At 62.7% G+C, this 20348-nt stretch carries 18 protein-coding genes; 9 read left to right on the forward strand and 9 right to left on the reverse strand.

Annotation, left to right across the window (positions count from 1 at the left end; genetic code table 11):
- Positions 1-40 precede the first annotated feature (40 nt).
- The 4 genes from LSG43_RS06115 to LSG43_RS06130 all read right to left on the reverse strand — a co-directional run bounded on the left by LSG43_RS06115 (position 41) and on the right by LSG43_RS06130 (position 6079).
- Complete coding sequence (locus LSG43_RS06115) at positions 41-1846, reverse strand: ABC transporter ATP-binding protein (RefSeq protein ID WP_231802067.1); 1806 nt, start codon at positions 1844-1846, stop codon at positions 41-43.
- Between the two features lie 315 nt (positions 1847-2161).
- Complete coding sequence (locus LSG43_RS06120) at positions 2162-3124, reverse strand: DMT family transporter (protein ID WP_231802069.1); 963 nt, start codon at positions 3122-3124, stop codon at positions 2162-2164.
- A 134-nt stretch (positions 3125-3258) separates the two neighbouring features.
- Complete coding sequence (gene ilvD, locus LSG43_RS06125) at positions 3259-5106, reverse strand: dihydroxy-acid dehydratase (protein WP_231802071.1); 1848 nt, start codon at positions 5104-5106, stop codon at positions 3259-3261.
- Positions 5107-5299: 193 nt separating this feature from the next.
- Entirely contained in the window at positions 5300-6079 is a 780-nt protein-coding gene (locus tag LSG43_RS06130; RefSeq protein ID WP_231802073.1) for a hypothetical protein, read from the reverse strand.
- A gap of 215 nt (positions 6080-6294) precedes the next feature.
- Here LSG43_RS06130 and LSG43_RS06135 point away from each other — a divergent pair, with 215 nt between their 5' ends.
- Complete coding sequence (locus tag LSG43_RS06135) at positions 6295-7206, forward strand: alpha/beta hydrolase fold domain-containing protein (protein WP_231802075.1); 912 nt, start codon at positions 6295-6297, stop codon at positions 7204-7206.
- A 527-nt stretch (positions 7207-7733) separates the two neighbouring features.
- Here LSG43_RS06135 and LSG43_RS06140 read toward each other — a convergent pair.
- On the reverse strand, positions 7734-8297 hold the full coding sequence (locus LSG43_RS06140; protein ID WP_231802077.1) for a dihydrofolate reductase family protein: 564 nt from the start codon (positions 8295-8297) through the stop codon (positions 7734-7736).
- A gap of 161 nt (positions 8298-8458) precedes the next feature.
- On the opposite strand from LSG43_RS06140, the gene LSG43_RS06145 reads away from it, so the two are divergent.
- Positions 8459-8899 (forward strand): VOC family protein, encoded by a 441-nt coding sequence (locus LSG43_RS06145; protein ID WP_231802078.1) that lies wholly within the window; start codon positions 8459-8461, stop codon positions 8897-8899.
- On the opposite strand, the gene LSG43_RS06150 is transcribed toward LSG43_RS06145, so the two are convergent.
- Positions 8877-9848, reverse strand: coding sequence for a magnesium transporter CorA family protein (locus LSG43_RS06150; RefSeq protein WP_231802080.1), 972 nt, complete (start codon positions 9846-9848; stop codon positions 8877-8879). The two genes, LSG43_RS06145 and LSG43_RS06150, sit on opposite strands and share 23 nt — an antisense overlap.
- 202 nt (positions 9849-10050) lie before the next feature.
- Positions 10051-12957: an insulinase family protein gene (locus LSG43_RS06155; RefSeq protein WP_231802082.1), complete on the reverse strand. Its 2907-nt coding sequence runs from the start codon at positions 12955-12957 to the stop codon at positions 10051-10053.
- 146 nt (positions 12958-13103) lie between these two features.
- On the opposite strand from LSG43_RS06155, the gene LSG43_RS06160 reads away from it, so the two are divergent.
- From LSG43_RS06160 to LSG43_RS06170, 3 genes are all read left to right on the forward strand, one after another.
- Entirely contained in the window at positions 13104-13745 is a 642-nt protein-coding gene (locus LSG43_RS06160) for a type VI secretion system-associated protein TagO (protein WP_231802084.1), read from the forward strand.
- Positions 13746-13818: 73 nt separating this feature from the next.
- Positions 13819-14202 carry a VOC family protein gene (locus tag LSG43_RS06165; protein ID WP_231802086.1) on the forward strand — a complete coding sequence of 128 codons (384 nt, stop codon included), beginning with the start codon at positions 13819-13821 and terminating at the stop codon, positions 14200-14202.
- 154 nt (positions 14203-14356) lie between these two features.
- A complete protein-coding gene (locus tag LSG43_RS06170) occupies positions 14357-14740 on the forward strand; it encodes a VOC family protein (protein WP_231802088.1) in 384 nt (127 codons plus the stop codon).
- Here LSG43_RS06170 and ilvA read toward each other — a convergent pair.
- Both ilvA and LSG43_RS06180 read right to left on the reverse strand, forming a co-directional pair.
- Complete coding sequence (ilvA, locus tag LSG43_RS06175; protein ID WP_231802090.1) at positions 14737-16257, reverse strand: threonine ammonia-lyase, biosynthetic; 1521 nt, start codon at positions 16255-16257, stop codon at positions 14737-14739. The two genes, LSG43_RS06170 and ilvA, sit on opposite strands and share 4 nt — an antisense overlap.
- A 26-nt stretch (positions 16258-16283) precedes the next feature.
- Entirely contained in the window at positions 16284-17078 is a 795-nt protein-coding gene (locus tag LSG43_RS06180) for an ion transporter (protein WP_231802092.1), read from the reverse strand.
- Positions 17079-17309: 231 nt separating this feature from the next.
- Here LSG43_RS06180 and LSG43_RS06185 point away from each other — a divergent pair, with 231 nt between their 5' ends.
- The 4 genes from LSG43_RS06185 to LSG43_RS06200 all read left to right on the forward strand — a co-directional run bounded on the left by LSG43_RS06185 (position 17310) and on the right by LSG43_RS06200 (position 20217).
- The gene (locus LSG43_RS06185) at positions 17310-17741 is read left to right on the forward strand and encodes a hypothetical protein (protein ID WP_231802094.1); all 432 of its coding nucleotides are present in this window, start codon (positions 17310-17312) and stop codon (positions 17739-17741) included.
- A gap of 54 nt (positions 17742-17795) precedes the next feature.
- On the forward strand, positions 17796-19025 hold the full coding sequence (locus LSG43_RS06190; RefSeq protein WP_439652013.1) for a DNA-packaging protein: 1230 nt from the start codon (positions 17796-17798) through the stop codon (positions 19023-19025).
- 197 nt (positions 19026-19222) lie between these two features.
- Complete coding sequence (locus LSG43_RS06195; RefSeq protein WP_231802096.1) at positions 19223-19516, forward strand: tetratricopeptide repeat protein; 294 nt, start codon at positions 19223-19225, stop codon at positions 19514-19516.
- A gap of 266 nt (positions 19517-19782) precedes the next feature.
- On the forward strand, positions 19783-20217 hold the full coding sequence (locus tag LSG43_RS06200; protein ID WP_231802098.1) for a type II toxin-antitoxin system HicB family antitoxin: 435 nt from the start codon (positions 19783-19785) through the stop codon (positions 20215-20217).
- Positions 20218-20348 lie beyond the last annotated feature (131 nt).

Consider the following 20348-nt stretch of genomic DNA (forward strand, 5'->3'; position numbering starts at 1 on the left):
GCCCGGCCCTCCGCGCCCGTTCGGGGGGAGGGCCGGGCCGTCAGGCCACCAGCCCCTTGGTCAGCTCCAGCGCCTGCCGCTCGAAGAGGCGCCGGTAGATGCCCTTGTCCGTGCGGATGAGGCTGTCGTGCGTGCCTTCCTCGATGATCCGGCCCTTGTCGAACACGAGGATCCGGTCGAGCGCGCGGACGGTCGAGAGCCGGTGGGCGATGACCAGCGTGGTGCGTCCCGTCATCAGCCGCTCGATGGCCTGCTGAATGAGCAGTTCGCTCTCGGAATCGAGGCTCGAGGTCGCCTCGTCGAGGATCAGCACCGGCGAATCCGCGAGGAACGCACGGGCAATCGCCACGCGCTGACGCTCGCCGCCCGATAGCTTCACGCCCCGCTCGCCCACGAGCGTTTCATAGCCCTTGGGCAGGGCCATGATGAAGTCGTGCGCATTGGCTTGCGCCGCAGCTTGTTCGACCTGCGCGCGGGTCGCACCGGGACGGGCATAGGCGATGTTGTCCGCGAGCGTGCGGTGGAACAGGATCGGCTCCTGCTGCACGATGGCGATCTGGCCGCGCAGCGACGACTGCGTGTGGGCGGCGATGTTCTGCCCGTCGATCTCGATGGCCCCGCCATTGATGTCGTGCAGCCGCTGGATGAGCTTGACGAAGGTCGTCTTGCCCGAACCCGAATGCCCCACGAGACCGACGCGCTCGCCCGGTTCGATCGATACCGAGAAGTCCTTGTAGAGCGGGGTTTCGTGCCCGCCATACTGGAAGGTGACGTTCTTGAACGCGATCGCACCGTCCCCGATCCGGATGGGCGATGCGCCGGGCGCGTCCGCCACGCCATAGGGCTGGGCGTCGAGCTCGACAAGCTCCTCCATCTCGTTGACCGAGCGCTGCAGGTTGCGAAAGTGCATTCCCACATCCTGCAGATAGCCTTGCAGCACGAAGAACGAGGTCAGGACGAAGGTGATGTCGCCCGCATTCGCCACGCCGCTGAGCCACAGGAGGATGCCGGTCCCCAGAATGGTCGCGCGCAGGATCAGAAGCGCCGTGTCCTGCGTGACACCGTTGAGGTTATACCGGTTCCAGGTCCGCAGCGTCCGCTTCTGCCACTTGGCCACGACGCCCCCGAGCCGGGATTCCTCCCGGTCCTCGGCGCCGAAGCCCTTGACCACGGCATTGCAGCCGATGGCATCGGCCAGCGCGCCGCCGACCTTGGTGTCCCACGCGTTCGACAGCGTCGCCGCCGGCGAGACATAAGCCACCGTGATGCCGATTGTTCCGGCGATGAAGAGGATTGATCCCAGCCCGATCACGAGCCCCATAACCGGCCAGAACGACGCGAGCAGCACCGTCGTGCCCACGAGCATGATCATCGAGGGAAAGAGCGCGACGAGGAGCGTGTCGTTCAAAAGGTCGAGCGACCACATCCCGCGCGTGATCTTCCGCACGGTCGAACCCGCGAAAGTATTGGCGTGCCAATCGGTCGAGAACCGCTGCACCCGGTGGAAGGTCTCGTTGACCACATCCGCCATCTGCAGCAGCGTGAGCCGGATGATATTGCGGAACGCGCCGAACCGCAGGACGACCGCCGTCGCCCCCAGCGCGATCAGCACGCCGAACGCCGAGACCGCCGCATCGAATGTCGCCCCGTCGCCCACCGCGCCCGACGCAATCGCCTCGACCAGCCGGCCGGCGAAATACGGCGTCATCACATCCGCCAGCGTGGCGAGCATGATGAACGTCAAAATCGCGGCGATGCGCCAGGGCTGACGTCGCCAGTGCCTGAAGGTGTATCCCAGAACGGCACGATAGGTCGTCCCGTCCATATCGAGTTTTTTGCGAGTCATGTGTCCGATACCGGCTGCCGCAAGGATGCGGACGCGCCGGTCCCATAAACTGGAAGTGGTAAGACCGAACGGCGGACGGACTTAGGCCCGCGTGCCGTTACGTTCGAAGCTGAGGAAAAGTGCGCGGCCTAGTGGCGGCGGACGCGGGGCAAGGAGGGCGACCTAACGGTGGCGCTCATGACCCTGGGAGGGCATGGGAAAATCCGTCAATGCAACGCCTCCTAGGGTTCGCGTAAAAGGGAACTGCCTTATAGATGAGACAAATTGTCTCGCCAAGAGCTTTGGCGAAGAAAAATTTTGCGTACTTGGGCGTTCCTATGCCGGCTGGCGCTTGGCGTCCTTCTCCTCGACCGGCAGATCTGCGTCCGCGGTTGTCACCGGCCGCACGGCCTTCTTGGCCAGTTCGCGCTCCCTGAGCCAGATATAGAGCCCCGAACCCACGACGATGGGCGCGCCCACGAAAACCCAGATATCGGGCGGCTGGGCGAAGATCAGCCAGCTGGACAGGCTCATCCAGATGATTTGGGTATACCCGAACGGCGCCAGCGTGGAGGCGGGCGCGAACCGGTGCGCGACGATGGCGATCTGATGTCCGGTCATCGCGGCGAGCCCGACGCCGAAAAACGCCACCCAGGTCCAGAACGCATCCGGCCACACCCAGTTCGAAACCGCGAACGGCAGCAGCAGGACGGCGCCCACGAGCCCGCCATAGAGTTGCATGGTGAGGGTGGATTCCGTGCGGGTGAGCGTGCGGGTGAGCAGATAATAGACCGCGCCCGAAAGAATGCAGCACAGCGACAGGAAAACGGCCCAGTGGAACTCCGCGCCCCAGGGCTGGACAATGATCACGATGCCCCCGAACCCCGTCAGGATCGCCACCCAGCGCCGCCACCCGACCGTTTCGCCCAGAAACGGGACCGAAAGCGCCGTGATCAGAAGGGGCATGCCGAACATGATGGTCGAAGTGACGGTCAGGGGCAGGTAAAGCACCGCAAAGAAATTGAACGCCGTCATTCCCAGAAGCGCCGTGGCGCGGACGATCTGCCCGACAGGCCTTTGCGTCTTGAACGCCGATAGCCCGACGCGGGGCAGGGTGAGCCCGGCCATGAAGGCCAGTTGCACGAGGTACCGGATGAACGCTGTTTCGAGCGGTGGAATGCCCGAAAGCACAAGCCATTTGGCCGCCGTGTCACACAGCGTGAAGAAGAAATACGTGAAAAGCACGATGCCGATGGCGTAAAGCGGACGCTCCTGCTGTGGCGCGTGGGGGGTCGACATGTGCGGGTCCGGTTGGGGAAAGGACAGGGTGAGGGGAAAGGCTAGCGGAGTTAAACGAGGCGGCCAAGTAAAATGTTAGTTGGCGCGCGACGAAAAAACCCCGGTGGTGTGCCCACCGGGGTTTTCTGAAGTCCTCAATCCTCAGGCAGGATCCGCACGGCGCCCAGGTCGGCGCTCGAAGCGAACGCGGCGTAGGCCTTGAGCGCAGTCGTCACCTTGCGCTTGCGCTTTTCCACCGGCTTCCAGGCATCGGCGCCCTTGGCGTCCATCGCCTCGCGGCGGCGCTTGAGTTCGGCATCGCTGACCAGCAGGTTGATCGTCCGCGCGGGAATGTCGATCTCGATCTTGTCGCCCGGCTCGACGAGCCCGATCGCCCCGCCATTGGCCGCTTCGGGCGACACGTGCCCGATCGACAGCCCCGAGGTGCCGCCGGAGAACCGCCCGTCGGTGAGCAAGGCGCAGGCCTTCCCCAGACCCTTGGACTTGAGATAGCTCGTGGGGTAGAGCATCTCCTGCATGCCCGGACCGCCCTTGGGGCCTTCATAGCGGATGACGACGACGTCGCCTTCCTTGACCTTGCCCGTGAGGATGCCCGAAACGGCTGCGTCCTGGCTTTCATAGACCACGGCAGAACCGGTGAATTTGAGGATGGACTCGTCCACCCCGGCGGTTTTCACCACGCAGCCGTTCTCGGCGATATTGCCTTTGAGAACAGCGAGCCCGCCATCCTTCGAGAAGGCATGCTCGGCTGACCGGATGACCCCGTCCTTGCGGTCGAGATCGAGATCGGCCCAGCGATTGGCCTGCGAAAACGCTTCCGTCGTCCGCACGCCGCCCGGCGCGGCCATGAAGAACTGCCGCACGCTTTCCGAATTCGTCCGCGAAATGTCCCACTTGTCGAGCGCATCGCCCAGCGTCGCGCTGTGGACGGTCGGCCGCGTGCGGTCGAGAAGGTCGGCCCGGTCGAGCTGACCAAGAATGCTCATGATGCCGCCGGCGCGGTGTACGTCTTCCATGTGCACGTCGTTCTTGGCCGGAGCGACCTTGCACAGGACCGGAACCTGCCGCGAAAGCTGGTCGATATCGTCCATGGTGAAATCGACCCCGCCTTCATAGGCGGCGGCAAGGATGTGCAGCACGGTGTTGGTCGACCCGCCCATGGCGATATCGAGCGCCATGGCGTTCTTGAACGTCTCCTTGGTGACGATCGAGCGGGGCAGAACGCTCTCGTCGTCCTGCTCGTAATAGCGGCGCGCCAGATCGACGATCAGATGGCCGGCTTCGAGGAACAGCCGCTTGCGGTCCGCATGGGTCGCAAGCGTCGAGCCGTTCCCGGGCAGAGAAAGCCCCAGCGCCTCGGTGAGGCAGTTCATCGAATTGGCCGTGAACATGCCCGAGCACGACCCGCAGGTGGGGCAGGCGGCCTCTTCATAGGCCTGAACTTCCGCGTCGGTATAGCTTTCGTCAGCCGCCACGACCATGGCGTCGACGAGGTCGACCGCCTGGAGCCGCTCGCGATGGATCACCTTGCCCGCTTCCATGGGCCCGCCGGAAACGAAAACCACGGGGATATTCAAACGCATCGCGGCGTTGAGCATGCCCGGGGTGATCTTGTCGCAGTTCGAAATACAGACCATGGCGTCCGCGCAATGGGCGTTGACCATATATTCGACGCTGTCGGCGATGACTTCGCGCGACGGCAGCGAATAGAGCATGCCGTCATGACCCATGGCGATGCCGTCATCGACCGCGATGGTGTTGAACTCCTTGGCCACCCCGCCCGCGCGCTCGATCTCGCGCGCCACCATCTGGCCGAGGTCCTTAAGGTGCACGTGTCCCGGCACGAACTGGGTGAAGGAGTTGACGACGGCAATAATGGGCTTGCCGAAATCCCCGTCCTTCATCCCGGTGGCGCGCCAAAGGCCGCGCGCACCGGCCATGTTGCGGCCGTGAGTGGTGGTGCGGGAGCGATATGCGGGCATCGTTCAAAAACCTGTTGCCAAGGGTGAAATGTCGGGCGCCGCGGCCGAGTGTCCGCCGCATCCTCCTCGAATGCGGCATCGCCCTATGGCGCAGTGTCACTATACTTAGAGGGTGAGGAGGGCGATGTAAAGGAAAACCGTACCGTAACGTACGGTACGGTGAGGCTACGCGAGCAATCGGCCCGTTGCGGGACTAGCGATCATTCAGCGCAAAGTCCAAGAACTGGCGAACATATCCCGCTCTCGCTATGTGTAAAATTTCTTTGCTTCCCATGAGCACGATTCCTGCGAAATAAGCCCGAGCTTCGCCGTTGGCTACTTGAATCACAAACGTGGCGCCACCGCTCATGCCGTCAGGATGCGAAACCAGCGGCTGCAATACGCGGAGCCGTAGAAGTGTTTCGTCGTTCGGTTGCTCCGGGCCATCCGGTAGGCAGGTGAGGACTCGCCTGGCTTGCTTAAACGCACGCGTCGAACCTTCGAGGCTTAGCTGCTGATCGCCGGTAGGGAAGCCGGAGGCAATCATGGCTATGATGTTGTCGCTACGAACGTCAGGAGGAATTTCAACAAAATTGTAGAAGCGTTCCTGAAGTGCCGGAATTTCTAGGCAGGGATCAGTAAAATCGAAGGCAGCAAGATCGTGCACGCCATTCTCATAAAGACCGTCAACAAAATGCCGAACACCCCCTGATGTGATGCAGAACTCGCCATCAGAAGTAAGAAGAGCGATTTGTTCCGATCGCCAACCCTTTAGTTGGTGGCGGCTACAAACGATAAAATAGCGCCCTCGATACTTTATTGCGACGCCTGAGGCGACAAGCGAAATGACGTAAGTTTCATCTTCATTGAGGGCGACGAGCGGTTGCGTGAATCGTGCCAAGACACTTTCGCCGCTTCGCGCCGGAATGAGAATACCGTTAAACCAAAAACTGAGGTCCAGACCGCGTTCAAGGATCAGCCGCTTTGTGCTCATGCGATGCCCAACACCATTGCGATATCGCCCAGGTTGTGTGGACACTTGGGATTCCCAAGTGTCCACACAACCTAGTCTGAATATCTTGTAACCTGACGGGCCACGTTGGCGAAACGCGTGAGTTTCGCGTGCGCCATAGCGAGGTTGACGGGCTGAGCCAGGAGCCAAACCTACCGCTGCCATCTCGGTTACCCTTTCCCACCAAGGAGCCTTCAGTGTCCACCCAAAACATGCACGAGCAGATGCTCTCCGAACTTGATGTTTGCCTCGATCGCTTCGAAACGCGGCCTGAGGGCAGCAGGGTGTGGCGCGAGCTTTATTTCGCGCAGCCGATCGGTGTGCGTCCGCTGACGATGACGGTGATGGCCCCTGCAGGGCCGGGGCCGCATCCGCTTGTGGTTCAGATTCACGGCGGCGGCTGGATGGCCGGGCATCCGAACGTGACCAACGACAATCTTGAGAATATGAAGATCGCCGCCAACCTGCTCGCCGCCGGCTATGCCGTGGCGCGTCCCGCCTATCGGCTATCGGCGGAAGGGACATTCCCCACGCAGCTGCACGATTGCAAAGCCGCGGTGCGCTATCTGCGGCACCATGCCGGCGTGTTCAACATCGATCCCGAGCGGATCGGGGCGCTGGGGGAGAGCGCCGGCGGTCATCTGGCGGTGATGCTCGGGCTCGAAACGCCTTCCGAATTCGAAGGGGAGGTCGGCATAACCGGACCGTCCAGCGCGGTGAAGGCGGTGGTCAATTGGTATGGCGTCATTGATTTTCTCAGCCTCGATGCCCAGGCGTTGCCGGATGCGCGGGCTGTCCATGAGCCCGCGGATTCGGCGGCGGGCCGTCTGATCGGCGGCGCCCTGTCGCAAAATCACGATCTCGCGCGGCGGGCCTCCCCGATCACTTGGGTCAACGCAAGGGCAGTTCCTTGCCTTATCCAGCATGGAACCATGGATCGCTTGGTGCCGTCGGGGCAGGGGGTGCAATTCTTCGAAGCGCTGAAGGCTGCCGGTGTGCCGGCTGAACTCGAACTGATCGAAGGCGCCGAGCACTGCTTTCGGGGAGTGGATACGGCGCCAATCATGCCGAGCGTCGTCCGGTTCTTCGATACCTATCTGCGCGGATAGGCCCCTTCACCACACGAACGGCACCAGCCGCCTCGTCCGCCCCGCATACGCCTCGAACGCATCCGAGACTCACCGAAACTTATCTCCGTCCCTCAATCCTCACTTATATTGCTTCTCACGGACCCGCTTCTGATGGGCGCGAGCGCAACGAACGTTTGGGCGGGACCGGTCCGGGTTCCTCGCGGGTCGCTGCGGGGAAGGCCCAAAGCGGACAGAGGCCGGACGGGGACTGATATCCCCGTCGCACTTCCGAAAGGGAGAGGGGCACCGGTCATTTGGGGGCTTGGGAGGTTGGCAGAAAAAGTGGTTTCCACTTTTTAGGTTCGACCAACCGACCCACTAAAGACCAACAAACCCCAGCCCGGGACGCCGCCATAAGCCGAAAACCCCGGGCGTATGCGGCGAGGCTCGCTTCGCTATTTTATTTCAGTATGAGGCGCGTCTCGCCGCATACCGTCCATGCTGTTTGAAACCGGGGCTTCAAGGCCGCCGGACGAATCCGTATGCCTTTGCGAGCGCGTCGGCGCTCAGCCTGCTTGCGCCGTCCGAGGCTCAGCGGCGTAGCGCGCCAGGATGCCGCCCGTATCGACGGGCCTGGCCTCGAGAAGCTTCAGGGGTGTCATGCCGGCCGAAAAAAGCGGCGTCCCCTTGCCCAGCAGGATCGGCGCGATGCAGATCCGGTACTCGTCGACAAGACCGAGATCAAGAAGCTGGTTGACCAGTTCGGCGCTGCCGAAGACGAAGATGTCCTTTTTATCTTCGGCCTTGAGGTCGCCAACGATGGCGGCGAGGTCGCCCTTGAGGAGGCGGGTATTGGTCCAGTTCGCCGCCTCGAGCGTCCGGGAAACGACGGCTTTTTCGACCGCGTTCATCATGTCCGCGATCGCGCCGGTCTCCTGCGTCCAATAAGCGGCCATGCCGTCATAGGTCCGGCGCCCGAACAAGAGCGTGCCGATCTCGTTGCCCTGTTTGAGCGAAAACTCTTCAAGGTCCTGCCCCCAGACGGTCGTGTGGAAGTCCAGCGACCAGGGCTCGGTGCCTTCGAAATATCCGTCGAGCGACATGACATTCCAAACGATCAGCTTGCGCATGGTACCCTCCAAACCCATTGCAACCCGCAAGGAGTTTGTGCCACATCCGTTTGCGTGCGGCAAGGGGTGTGTTCCCTTGCTGACAAAAACTGGCGCGCCGATGTCCGAACCTTGTTGCGAAGAGACGGAGGGACCGTCTCGGCCATTCAAGGAGATGAACCATGAACGCACACGCAACCATCGCCGCCGACCTGCGCGGCGTCTGCACCACCGGCTTCCAGGCCGCCGACCTCGCTGCTGCCAAGGCGTGGTACACCGATGTTTTCGGCATCGAACCCTATTTCGACACCCCGGCCTATATCGAATTCCGCCTCGGCGACGACGAGACCGAATTCGGTATTCTGGACGCCAGGTACCTCCCGGACCTGGGCGGCAATCAGGAAACCGGCGGGGCGCCGAAAGGCGCGATCGTCTACTGGCATGTCGAGAACGTCGCCGGCACCATCGCCCGGCTTGTCGAAATGGGCGCGGTCCCCCACCACCCGCCGCGCGATTTCGGCCAGGGCTTCGTCGGCGCTGCGGTGATCGACCCGTTCGGCAATATCCTGGGGCTGATGAACAACCCGCATTACCGCGATATCAAAGCCAGCCGCGGCGCTTGAAATAAAGGAAGGTCCCTCCCGCCGACGCTGCCATCAGCCCGATCGCGAAGGGGTAGCCGAAGAGCCAGTCGAGTTCGGGCATGAAATCGAAGTTCATGCCGTAGATCGAGGCGATGAGCGTCGGGGGCAGGAAGATGACCGCGGCGACCGAGAAGATCTTGATGATCCCGTTCTGCTCGATGTTGATCATCCCCAGCGTCGCATCGAGCAGAAAGGTGATCTTCTGGAACAGGAAGTTCGCGTGATCGGACAGCGAGCGCACGTCGCGCCCGAGCGTCTTGATCCGGTCGCGAATGTCCTTGCCCGAACCGCGCGTCATGGCGACATGGCCGAGATATCCCGAGAGGCGCTCGAGCGTGACGAGGCTGTCGCGGATTTTCGAGTTGATGTCGCCCTTGCGTCCGAGCGCCTTGAGGACAGCGTTGAAATTCGGCTTGGCTTTGCGTTTGCGCTCGGAGCTTTCGAAAATTTCCCGCGAGAGGGCGTCGATATCCGTGCCGCCGCGCTCGAGGATGTCCGCGAGCCGGTCGACCACGGTCTCAAGAAGCCCCACCAGCACCGTCTCGGCGTCCGTGCAGCCCATATCCGCACGCTGGGCGCGCGCCGAGAAGGTCTTGAACGGCTGCGGGTCGTGATAGCGCACCGTAATCAGGTGCTGTCCGGCAAGCACGAAGGTAACGGGCGCCAGTTCCGGCGACTCGTCGTCCGATTTGGCCGGCAGGATCGCCGTCATGAAATAATTGCCGTCCTCGGCGTAAAGCCGCGACGAGACCTCGATTTCTTCCATGTCCGCCCGGGTCGGCACCGAAAGCCCCAAGCCGTTTTCAACGGCAACCTCTTCCTCCCGGCTGGGCGCGTGAAGATCGACCCAGACGGTTGTGGAGAAGTCGCTCGGGATGCCTTCGTGAGGCTGCAGGTGTCCGGCGACGGACTGGTAGGCTTCGAGCATGGCGGGACCTTTTGTGCGACAGCCAATCTCCCAATTGCCTACTGCGCCATCGTCACAAGCACAAGACATTGCCGTTGCTTCACAAAGCCCTGCGCCGGTGCGCTGCTCCAGCGAAGTTGCGATGCCGGGAGAAGGCCGCGAAAGCCGGGACGGCGTGTAACATCAAAACCGTCGCCATGCTGGCCGAAATGGCCAGGGACGCCTAAAGCACCCTGGTCACTTCGAGAAAGCCGTTGCGCTCGGCATTGGCCTTGTTGATCGCGCTTTCGGACCCCAGGGCGACGACATGGCCGTTGCGGGCGACCTCGGCGATGAGGTCGGCGGCCTCTTTGAAATCCGCCTTGCTGGTCGCAAGCACTTGGTCGCGCCGCGCCTGCCGGTAGGCGTCGGTCGCGCCGGTGAGGGTCCGGACGAGCGCGGTGAAGCCTTTCGCGTCGGGGAGCTGGTAGCCATCGAGATCGCCGATCGTGCCGATGATCGAACGGGTGAGATCGGTATCCGAGATGTCCTCCCGCAGCTTGTCCGGCACCCCGTCATAGACGTCGAGCGTCGCGGTGAGGTTCGGGTCGCGATACGAGCCGAAGGCGTAGATCCCGGCGCTCGGGTCGAAGCGGGCGAACCCGCCATAGGCGCCGCCTTCGACGCGGATTTTGTCCCAAAGGTAGGTGGTCCCGAGATATTTCGTGACCACCGAAAGCGCGCCCGAGGGCTCGTAGCCGAGCTTTTTGAGGCTGACGCCCTTGGCGACGTAATTGACCTGCGCGGGGATCGTCAGGCCTTCGTTTTTCGGCGCCGGCAGCGAACCCCAGTCGGCCAGAACGGCGGGGCGCGTCGGCAGGTCCCCAAGGAACGCTTCGAGCCGCGGCCGGAATTGCGTCCAGCTCTCGGCGTCAGCGGTGACGTTTGCGACGGCCGTGGTGGCGTTGACGAGGTGGTCGCGGATCGAGGCGAGCGCCTCGCTCACGCTCTCCCAATCGTCCTCGATCTTCGCGGCCAGCTCGCGCAGGAAGAAGAGTTGCAAAACGCCGCCGCACTGTTCCGAGAGCCAGTCCGCCTCGGTCATCGAGGCTCGCAGCCGTGAGAAGGCGACCATATGGCCCGAGGGCACGAGCCCCGCTTCGTGCCGTGCCTTGTCTTGCGCGACGAGCTGCCGGATGCGGTCACGGTTGTCGAGCTTCGCGTCGGTGAGGATGTCGCGGGCGATGGCAAGCAGGTCGTCGGTCTTGTCCGCCATGGCCTTGCCGCGCACGATCAGCATCGCCGCCGATCCTTCGCCGTCAACCAGCGACGACGCGAAGCGCTGCGCGCCGATGCCGCCGGTCGACCGCCCGATGCGCTGGGACAGCGCGACGTAGTCCTCCTTGCTCGTGCCCGTCTGGGTGAGGGCGCGCGAGAAGATCGGGAGGTAGGGAATGAGCTCGCGCGGCAGGGTCTTGAGGTCGAATCCGAGGTCGAAATAGACGATGCCGTTGGTGGGCAGGTCATGGTAGAGCGTACGGACCTTCGATAGTGCCAACTCCTCGGTCGGCACCGTCTTGATCTCGCGTTCGAGATCCTTGAGCTCGAGCGTGGGGATTTTCGCCAGATTTTCGGGCTTGTCGGGTGCGTTCTGGAGCGCCTTGAGCTTTTGCGTGGTCGCGATAACGCCGGCGACATCCTCTTCGCTCAGCCCCGCGCGGACCGCGTCGAGCTTCGCGCGCTCCGCGGCTTCCTCCCGCTCGGCTTGCTCCTTGTCCGCCTTGAGGACGAGGGTTACGCGGTGGGAATTGTCGAGCAGGAGCGAGCGGATGCGCTCTTCGAGAACAGGCTTGCCGGCGGCGAGTTCGGCTTTGAGCGTCGCCAGCGCATCCTCGTATTTGAGCGCTTCGAGCGGGTCCTTGCCGTAAAGCCAGTCGCCCAGCGCAGCGAAGAAATACATGATGCCGCGGGGGTATCCCCCGGTGTTCTTTTCGCGCAGCGAGAACTCGATGGTGTTGACGGTGGATTCGACGGTCGCCTTGTCGATCCCGTGCTCGGCGAGCGAGGCGAGAGTGTCGAGGATAAGCGTCTCGATCTTGTCCGCGCTCTCCGCATCCGCGTTGCGCAGGCCGGCATTGAACCACGGCTCGCGATAATGCCCGTTGAGCCCGCCGATGACGCTCTCGCCCAGCCCGGACTCCGTCAGCGCCTTGTAGAGCGGCGCGGCGGAATTGCCGAGCAGCGCATGGGCCAGCACGGAGCGCCGCAGCGCTTCTGTGTGGTCGTCGGTCTCTTCGATCAGCCAGTTGAGCGTGACGAAGGCCGAACGCTTGTTTTCCTCGTCCGCCGGATAGGTGCGGACTTCGTAGCGGGGGGCGTCGAACTTGGGTTGGACGGGCACGATCGGCGCGCGCTCGGCCTTTTCGAAGCGCGAGAGGTACTTCTCGAGAATTTCGAGCCGCGCGTCCGGATCGTCGTCGCCATAAAAGATGATCTGGGCGTTGGAGGGGTGGTAGTAGCGCTTGTGGAAGGCGGCGAACTGCTCGTAGGTCAACTCGGGCATCACCTTGGGGTCTCCGCCCGAGGACAAGCCATAGGTGTTGTCGGGGAAAAGCGCATTCTGTGCATAGGTGCGCTGGACCTGGTCGGGCGAGGAATAGCCGCCCTTCATTTCGTTGAAGACGACACCCTTGTAGATAAGCGGCGCATCGGGGTTCTCGAGTTCGTAATGCCAGCCTTCCTGCTCGAACGTCTCGCGGCTGAGGAGCGGGAACAGGACCGCGTCGAGATAAACCTCGGTGAGGTTGCGGAAATCGGCCAGGTTCTGGCTCGCCACCGGATAGACCGTCTTGTCGGGGAAGGTCATGGCGTTGAGGAAGGTGTGCAGCGAGCCCTTGAGCATTTCCACGAACGGCTTTTTGACCGGGAACTGTTCCGAGCCGCACAGGACCGAGTGCTCGAGGATATGCGCAATGCCCGTGGAGTCCTCCGGCGGCGTGGCAAACGCGATGCCGAAGACCTTGTTCTCGTCGTCGTTGATGAGCGAGATCAGTTCGGCGCCGGTCTTTTTGTGCCGGTAGTACCGCGCAAGCGCGTTGACCTCGTCGATCTGTTCTTCGCGGATCAGTTCGAAAGCGTCGGCTGCGCTCATGGAGGAGCTCCTTTGGATTGGCGTCGAAGGTGACATGTAGGGCCGCCGCCCGCTCGTGCCAAGGCCACTTTCGTGTGACCCGCTATGGACTTGAGGGATCGGGCGCCCCAAATTGGCCCTTAAGGACAACGATAGGGGAGACGCGCATGCGTCGGGCAATCTTGGCTGCAGCAACGGCGATGATAGCGATTTTCCACACCGCGCCTGTTGCCGCTCAACAGTTCACGCCCGAGCAATGCGCGGCCATCGGGCCGGCGAGCGAGCGGCTGGACTGCTACGATTCGATTTTCCGCACCAGCCGGTTTACCGGCGGCGAAGCCGGACAGGAAACGCCCGACATGGGGTTGTGGGCGTCCGGCATCGAGGTCTCCCAGATCGAGGGAACCGAGCGGCCCTTCGCGTCCCTTGAATCCGAGCAGTTGATCCCCGCCCAGCCCCGTGGCCGCGCGCCGGCGCGGTTGACAGTACTGTGCCAGGACGGGCAGCCGGTGGTGCAGTTCAGCTTTGCCGGACAGTTCATGGGCACCGAGACATCGCGCTCGGGATTGATTACAATACAGTTCGACCGCCAGCCACCGCGCTCGCAATCGCTCGACCTCTCGGCGGACCGGATGGCGCTGGGGTTCTTTTCTGAGGACGACGCGCGCGGATTTATCGACCGGCTGCTCGTTACCAATCGGCTGATCGTACGCGCGCAACCCCAGGGGGAGCGCTCGGTGACCGTGAGTTTTCAGATCGAGGGGATTGAACAGGCTCTCCAACCCGTGCGGGAGGCCTGCGGCTGGTAGGATAGGTTTGCTCTTTGCCTGAAACGTCTGCCGCGAAGTCGCTCTTTTGAAGTAAAGATAAAGGAGGACGACCATGAGCGGGTTAAAAGGCAAGAATTCCTCGGCGATGCTTGCGGTTAGCGACATCGAGCGGGCGAAAAAGTTCTACGGAGGAACCCTGGGGCTCGAAGCGGAGAGCCGGGAGATGGGCGACGTCGTGATCTACAAGACCGGCCTGACGAAGCTGGAATTGTATCCTTCCGAGTTCGCCGGCACCAACAAGGCCAACGCGGTGTCTTTCGCCTGCGGCGGGGATATCCAGGCTGTCGTCGACGACCTGCGTGCCAATGGCGTGACGTTCGAAAAATACGACATCGAAGGGGCATCGTTCGAAGACGGCGTGCATAGCTGGGACGGAATGTTGCTGGCCTGGTTCAAGGACCCGGACGGCAATATCATTCTATTGCACAATAGCTGAGCGTCTCTCTGACGCTTGCCTGAAGCGTATCGGCATGCTCGATCCGGGCAGGGCAATACCTGTGCCGAGACGGAAGGAAAAAAATCGCCTCGCGTGTCGGAATGGCGGCGCGCTGCGCGTCCTTGGTGGGTACCGACCACTAGAGGAGGCCGCCATGGGTGGGCTGAAGACCAAAACATCATCGGCGATGCTTGCGACGCGTGACGTCGACCGGGCACGGGAGTTTTATTCGCAAACCCTCGGGCTCGATTTGATCGAGGAGGGAACGGGGGGCGTCATGGTCTATAGGACCGGCGATACGCGCATTTGCGTTTACGGCTCGGAATTCGCCGGCACCAACAAGGCCAATGCGGTCGTGTTCGATTGCGGCGACGATATCGAAGCCATCGTCGAAGACCTGCGCGCCAAGGGCGTGAGCTTCGAGCAGTACGATTTCGACGGCGTCACGTTCGAGAACGGCATTCATAAGGCGGGAGATTTCCGAATGGTCTGGTTCAAGGATCCGGACGGAAACATCATCCACCTCAACAACGGCTAATCGCTGGCGGCGAGAAACATCCGGTAGGCCGGATTATCGCTCTCGTCCCAATGGGGATAGCCGAGTTCGTCGAGATAGGCCTCGAACATCGCGCGTTCGCGTGGCGGCACCTGGATGCCCGCGAGGACCCGGCCGTAGTCCGACCCGTGGTTGCGGTAGTGGAAGAGCGAGATGTTCCAGTCCGAGCGCAGGCCCTCCAGAAACCGCAAGAGCGCGCCGGGGCGTTCGGGAAATTCGAAGCGGTAGAGAAGTTCGTTTTCGAGGCCCCCGACGCGGCCGCCGACCATGTAGCGAATATGAAGCTTGGCGAGCTCGTTGTCGGTGAGATCGAGCACCCGGTGCCCGTGCGCTTCAAGTTCGGTAATGATCGTGCGCACTTCCGCATCGCCGCCCGAGAGCTTGACGCCCACGAAGATCTGCGCGTTGGTGCCGGGCGCGAAGCGGTAGTTGAATTCGGTAATGGCACGCGGGCCCATCAACTGGATGAAGGCACGGTAGGCGCCGGGTCTTTCGGGAATTGTGACGGCGAGGATCGCCTCGGCGCGCTCGCCGATCTCGGCGCGTTCGGCGACGTGGCGGAGCCGGTCGAAATTGATGTTGGCGCCTGAATGGATGGCGATGGCCGCGCCGGGCCCCGTGAGTGTGCCCGCGTGCTTGCGCAAGCCCGCCAGCGAGACGGCGCCTGCGGGCTCGGCAATGGCGCGGGTGTGGTCGAAGATGTCCTTGATCGCGGCGCAGATCTCGTCGGTCGATACCGTCACGATATCGTCGAGATGCTGCTGGCAGAGCTTGAAGGTCTCCTCGCCGGCCTGCTTGACCGCTACGCCGTCTGCGAAGATGCCGACTTCGTTTAGTGGGACAGGGCGCCCCGCGGCGATCGCTGCCTTCATCGAGGCGGCGTCGTTGGGCTCGACGCCAATGACCTTGATCTCCGGGCGCAGGAATTTGGTGAACGCGGCAACGCCTGCGGCCAATCCGCCACCTCCGATGGGAACGTAGACGGCCGCGATGCCGGACGGGTGCTGGCGGAGGATTTCAACGCCGATGGTCGCCTGACCGGCGATGACGTCGGGGTCGTCATAGGGATGGACGAAGACGAGGTTCTCGTCTTCGCAGAGCTTGAGCGCGTGGAGCCTTGCGTCGTCGAAGGCGTCGCCATGGATGACGGCCTCGCCGCCCAGACGCTTGACCGCCTCGACTTTGATCGAGGGCGTCGTCGTGGGCATGACGATGACGGACCGCACGCCCATGCGGGTCGCCGAATAGGCGACGCCCTGCGCGTGATTGCCCGCCGAAGCGCAGATGACGCCGCGGGCGCGTTCGTCCGCCGAAAGGCTGGCGAGCTTGTTGTAGGCGCCGCGGAGCTTGAACGAGAAGACCGGCTGGAGGTCCTCGCGCTTGAGATAGACCGCGCGCCCGAGCTTGTCCGAAAGCGGGCCCATCTTTTCGAGCGGGGTCTCGATGGCGGCATCGTAGACCGAGGAACCCAGGATGCGGCGGATGTAGTCGTCTTGCATGGCGTTTGGTCCGGTTGATCGGCGGGCTAGCCCGCGCGGCGCTCGCCCCTGAGTTCGGCCACCTCGGAGCGCAGGGCCCTCACTTCTTCCAGCAGGATGGCGGTCTCCGAGAGCATTTTGGCGCGCGAGTCGTCGGCGGCGGACTCGTGCTCTTCCTGCATCGCCGAGACGATGACACCGATGAAGAGATTGAGGACCGCGAAGGCGGTGCACACGATGAACGGGACGAAGAAGACCCAGGCGTATGGGTGCACTTCCATGACCGGGCGGACGATGCCCATCGACCAGCTCTCGAGCGTCATGATCTGGAAGAGCGAATAAAGCGATGCGCCGATCGAGCCGAACCATTCGGGGAAGGTGGGGCCGTAGAGCTTGGTGGCGATGACGGCGAAGACATAAAAGACGAGCGCCAGAAGGACGATGATCGACGCGAGGCCCGGCAGCGCCGCGATGAGCCCGCCGATGACCTTGCGCAGCGACGGCACGACGGAAATAAGGCGCAGCACGCGCAAAATGCGCAGCGCGCGCAGGACCGAAAACGCCCCGGTCGAGGGAATCAGCGCGATGGCGACAATGACAAAATCGAAGACCGACCAGGGGTCGAGGAAAAAGCGCAGGCGGTGAGCGTAAAGCCGGGTCGCGATCTCGACCACGAAGATGCCCAAAATCAGCGTGTCGAGCGCCACGAGAACGTTCCCGAAGCGCGCCATGACTTCCGGAACGGTCTCCAGCCCCAGCGTGATCGCGTTGACGACGATGACAGTGACGATGAATTGCTCCCAGCGGCGGGAGGCGAGGAAGGCTTTGATTGTGTCGCGCATGGCGTCCGATCGGGCATTTTTGGAACTGGCGAGGAAGGGAAAGCCCAACGCGGCGCGCCGGTCAAGGTGTCGAACGCGCGCAGGGCCCGGTTTCCGGGCGCGCGCCGGACACTCCTCCTGAACTTATCCCCCCGTCACCCGGTTCGGTTAGTCTTATGGCACGGTGAGAGCGGTGCGTCCGATGGCGCAGCTCGCACCCAGTGTGAAACGCATCTTTTTCGAGCAGAACCGATGACTGAACTCTCCGGGCCCGACTGGGACGCGGTGCGGCGCGACTATGTGGCGGGCGTGATCGACGTCGAGGAAATCGCCGCGCGTCACGGCATCACCAAGAACCAGATCGACTACTACCGCGCCAAAGCGTGCTGGCCCAAGCGCCGCCCCGGCGCGAACCGGCCCGTGGGGCTCGATATTATCCGGCGCATGATCCGGCTGATCGATATCCAGGTGGCGGCGCTCGAAGAGACAATGCGAAAGGCAGGCAGCATGAGCGCGACCGAAATCCGGACGCTGGAAACCATGACCAAGACCATCGACCGGCTGATCGCGATGGACGTGACAGAGAGCGGCAAGCGGGCCAGGCAAGAGCAGAAACCCGATCCGGAGCTCGAGGCGATCCGCGAGCGGCTGGTGAACCGCATTCAGGCGCTTGAGACCGAATAGGTGAAGCCGCTTACCAAGGCTCAAAAACTGAGGTTGCTGGCCCGCGTCGCGACGATGACGCCCGAAGAGCTCAGGGCCTTCATGTACTACTGGCATGTATGGGCGCGCGACGAGCAGTTGCCGCCTGACGGAGACTGGACGACCTGGCTCCTGATCGGCGGGCGCGGGTCGGGAAAGACCCGCGCCGGGGCCGAATGGATCAGGATGCTCGCGACCGGCGAGGAACCGATTTCACCCATCGCGCTGGTCGGCGAAACCATGACAGAGGCGCGGGCCATCATGGTCGAGGGCGTATCGGGGCTCTTGCAGGTTCACCCGCGCGAGGATCGGCCCCGTTTCGATGCGGGCCGCGACAGGGTCGTCTGGCCCAATGGCGCCAAGGCGTTTCTCCTGCCGGCCAATGACCCCGAGCGGTTCCGTGGACCGCAGTTCGCGGCGGCCTGGTGCGACGAGACGGCAAAATGGCCCAAGGCGGAAGCGACATGGGACATGCTCCAATTCGGGCTCCGGCTGGGACCGCACCCGCGCCAGATCGTGACCACGACGCCAAAATCCACGCGGCTGATCAAGCGGTTGATCGCGGACCCGGGAACGGTGAGCGCACGCATGCCGACCGATGCCAACAAGGACAATCTGGCGCCGAATTTCCTCGCCGCGGTCGTCGCGCGCTATCGCCAGACGGCGCTTGGGCGGCAGGAACTCGAAGGCGAACTTATCGAGGAGATCGAGGGAGCGCTTTGGAGCCGCGCGGATTTCGACCGGCGGCGGACTGACGCCGATCCCGAATGCGAGCGCGTGATCGTTGCCGTCGATCCGCCGGTGACCGGCAGCGCGAAATCGGATGCGTGCGGGATCGTGGTCGCGGGACGGCGGGACGACATGGCGTTCGTCCTTGCGGACCGGACGGCGGCCAAGCTCACGCCTGTCGGCTGGGCGCGGGTGGCGATCAAGGCGTTCTACGAGTTCGAGGCCGACGCGATCATCGCCGAGGTGAACCAGGGCGGGGATCTGGTGAAGGCGGTGCTGGCGCAGGTCGATCCGCTGGTGCCGGTCACGCCGGTGCGTGCCAATCGCGGCAAATGGGTGCGGGCCGAACCGGTCGCGGCGCTTTATGCGCAGGGGCGGGTGGTCCATTGCGGGGCGCTGGATGCGCTCGAGGACGAGATGTGCGCGTTCGGGCCCGATGGCATGGCGGAGGGACATTCGCCGGACCGGGTGGATGCGCTGGTGTGGGCGGTGGGGGAATTGCTGCTGCGGGGGAGTGTGCCAAAGGTGCGGTTTTAGGGGGGCGCTGAAAAGGGCGACAACTATGTTTAACGAGACGTGGGGTGATCCTGACTTAATACGGGTATGATTCTGCGCTTTAATTTGCTTCCGGGGCAGTATCTTCGTGGTCAGGTCCCACATATCAATCTTCACTATAACGGCGTTAACTATCATATCAATTTGCGGTAAACGCCCCCAAACGCAGGCGAATTTTCATGGCCTACGACTTCAACATCTTCGAACGTTCCGCCGCAAAGCTTAAGGAAATGGGACGTTTCCAGGACGCGCTCGAACTCTATGTCTTCATGGCGGACGGAGATCCGTCGCTCGATGCCGGCTATTTGGCGATGCGGATCGCAGAGTGCTACGAGGCGATGGGTCGTATGCAGGAGGCCAAATATTGGCATGGCCGGGCGGTTGAGGAGAATCCCGGCGTTTGGCAGGTCAGCGAAAATGCCCGTGAACGTCTCAAGGATCTGCCGATTGAGCATTTGTTGATATCGGACTGATGCAGCTGCACTTCAGTGGCTCCACACTTATGTTGACTTCAACAGAAGTGTGGAATAGCGTACATTCATAAATGCCAGCGAATTCAAACGATGGCTTGCCAAGCAGGGCTGCCGCTTCGAGACTCATCGGGGCGGAGTGGCCATCTCACCGTGTATCGCGATGGAAAGACCTCGCAATTGCCCATGCACGGAGGGAGCAAAGAGCTTGGCACCGGCTTGGTCAACAAGATCAAGAAGGATTTGGGCCTCAAGTGAAGGGACAGAGTATGTGGTATGAAGTTGTCCTCGAGCCCGACGACAACGGAACCTGGTTGGTGACGGCGCCCGCATTCCCCGAAGTGGTCAGCTTTGGGGAAGCGCAGGAAGATGCGTGCCGGAACGCGCGCAATGCGATTGAGGAAGCCATTGCCCGCCGGATTGCGCATGGGGAGGATATTCCCGCGCCGCTCGACAAGACGACCGGTCGCGGCTGGTTCGTGGAAATGTCCGCATTGGTGCTGCTGAAATCGGCGCTCTATATGATCATGCGGGAAAAAGGGTGGACGCGTGCGGACCTGATGCGGGCACTCGATTGCAAGCGCGAGCATGTGGACCGACTTTTCCGGCTCGAACACAATTCGCGGCTGGACAGCCTCGAAGATGCGTTTCGTGCCCTTGGGCACCCGTTGCGCTTCGATATGAAGTTCCCGAACGCGGCCTGATAAGGTCGAAGTGCTCACAACCAAACCCCGCCGCCGGCGGGGTTTTTCGTTTCTGTCCGACAAACTTATCCCCGCGTCACGGCGCCGGGGTATGATGCAGGTACGGTGGGGATGATGCGGCCAGGCGGTCG

Origin of the sequence: Pelagibacterium xiamenense (assembly GCF_021166475.1) — a bacterium.
Classification (GTDB): Bacteria; Pseudomonadota; Alphaproteobacteria; order Rhizobiales; family Devosiaceae; genus Pelagibacterium; species Pelagibacterium xiamenense.

What these genes read in the sequence shown, in the direction of transcription:
- LSG43_RS06115 (WP_231802067.1), bottom strand. Translation starts at nt 1,846, where the DNA reads ATGACTCGCAAAAAACTCGATATGGACGGGACGACCTATCGTGCCGTT.
- LSG43_RS06120 (WP_231802069.1), bottom strand. Translation starts at nt 3,124, where the DNA reads ATGTCGACCCCCCACGCGCCACAGCAGGAGCGTCCGCTTTACGCCATC.
- ilvD (WP_231802071.1), bottom strand. Translation starts at nt 5,106, where the DNA reads ATGCCCGCATATCGCTCCCGCACCACCACTCACGGCCGCAACATGGCC.
- LSG43_RS06130 (WP_231802073.1), bottom strand. Translation starts at nt 6,079, where the DNA reads ATGAGCACAAAGCGGCTGATCCTTGAACGCGGTCTGGACCTCAGTTTT.
- LSG43_RS06140 (WP_231802077.1), bottom strand. Translation starts at nt 8,297, where the DNA reads ATGCGCAAGCTGATCGTTTGGAATGTCATGTCGCTCGACGGATATTTC.
- LSG43_RS06145 (WP_231802078.1), top strand. Translation starts at nt 8,459, where the DNA reads ATGAACGCACACGCAACCATCGCCGCCGACCTGCGCGGCGTCTGCACC.
- LSG43_RS06150 (WP_231802080.1), bottom strand. Translation starts at nt 9,848, where the DNA reads ATGCTCGAAGCCTACCAGTCCGTCGCCGGACACCTGCAGCCTCACGAA.
- LSG43_RS06155 (WP_231802082.1), bottom strand. Translation starts at nt 12,957, where the DNA reads ATGAGCGCAGCCGACGCTTTCGAACTGATCCGCGAAGAACAGATCGAC.
- LSG43_RS06160 (WP_231802084.1), top strand. Translation starts at nt 13,104, where the DNA reads ATGCGTCGGGCAATCTTGGCTGCAGCAACGGCGATGATAGCGATTTTC.
- LSG43_RS06165 (WP_231802086.1), top strand. Translation starts at nt 13,819, where the DNA reads ATGAGCGGGTTAAAAGGCAAGAATTCCTCGGCGATGCTTGCGGTTAGC.
- LSG43_RS06170 (WP_231802088.1), top strand. Translation starts at nt 14,357, where the DNA reads ATGGGTGGGCTGAAGACCAAAACATCATCGGCGATGCTTGCGACGCGT.
- ilvA (WP_231802090.1), bottom strand. Translation starts at nt 16,257, where the DNA reads ATGCAAGACGACTACATCCGCCGCATCCTGGGTTCCTCGGTCTACGAT.
- LSG43_RS06180 (WP_231802092.1), bottom strand. Translation starts at nt 17,078, where the DNA reads ATGCGCGACACAATCAAAGCCTTCCTCGCCTCCCGCCGCTGGGAGCAA.
- LSG43_RS06185 (WP_231802094.1), top strand. Translation starts at nt 17,310, where the DNA reads ATGACTGAACTCTCCGGGCCCGACTGGGACGCGGTGCGGCGCGACTAT.
- LSG43_RS06190 (WP_439652013.1), top strand. Translation starts at nt 17,796, where the DNA reads ATGACGCCCGAAGAGCTCAGGGCCTTCATGTACTACTGGCATGTATGG.
- LSG43_RS06195 (WP_231802096.1), top strand. Translation starts at nt 19,223, where the DNA reads ATGGCCTACGACTTCAACATCTTCGAACGTTCCGCCGCAAAGCTTAAG.
- LSG43_RS06200 (WP_231802098.1), top strand. Translation starts at nt 19,783, where the DNA reads ATGTGGTATGAAGTTGTCCTCGAGCCCGACGACAACGGAACCTGGTTG.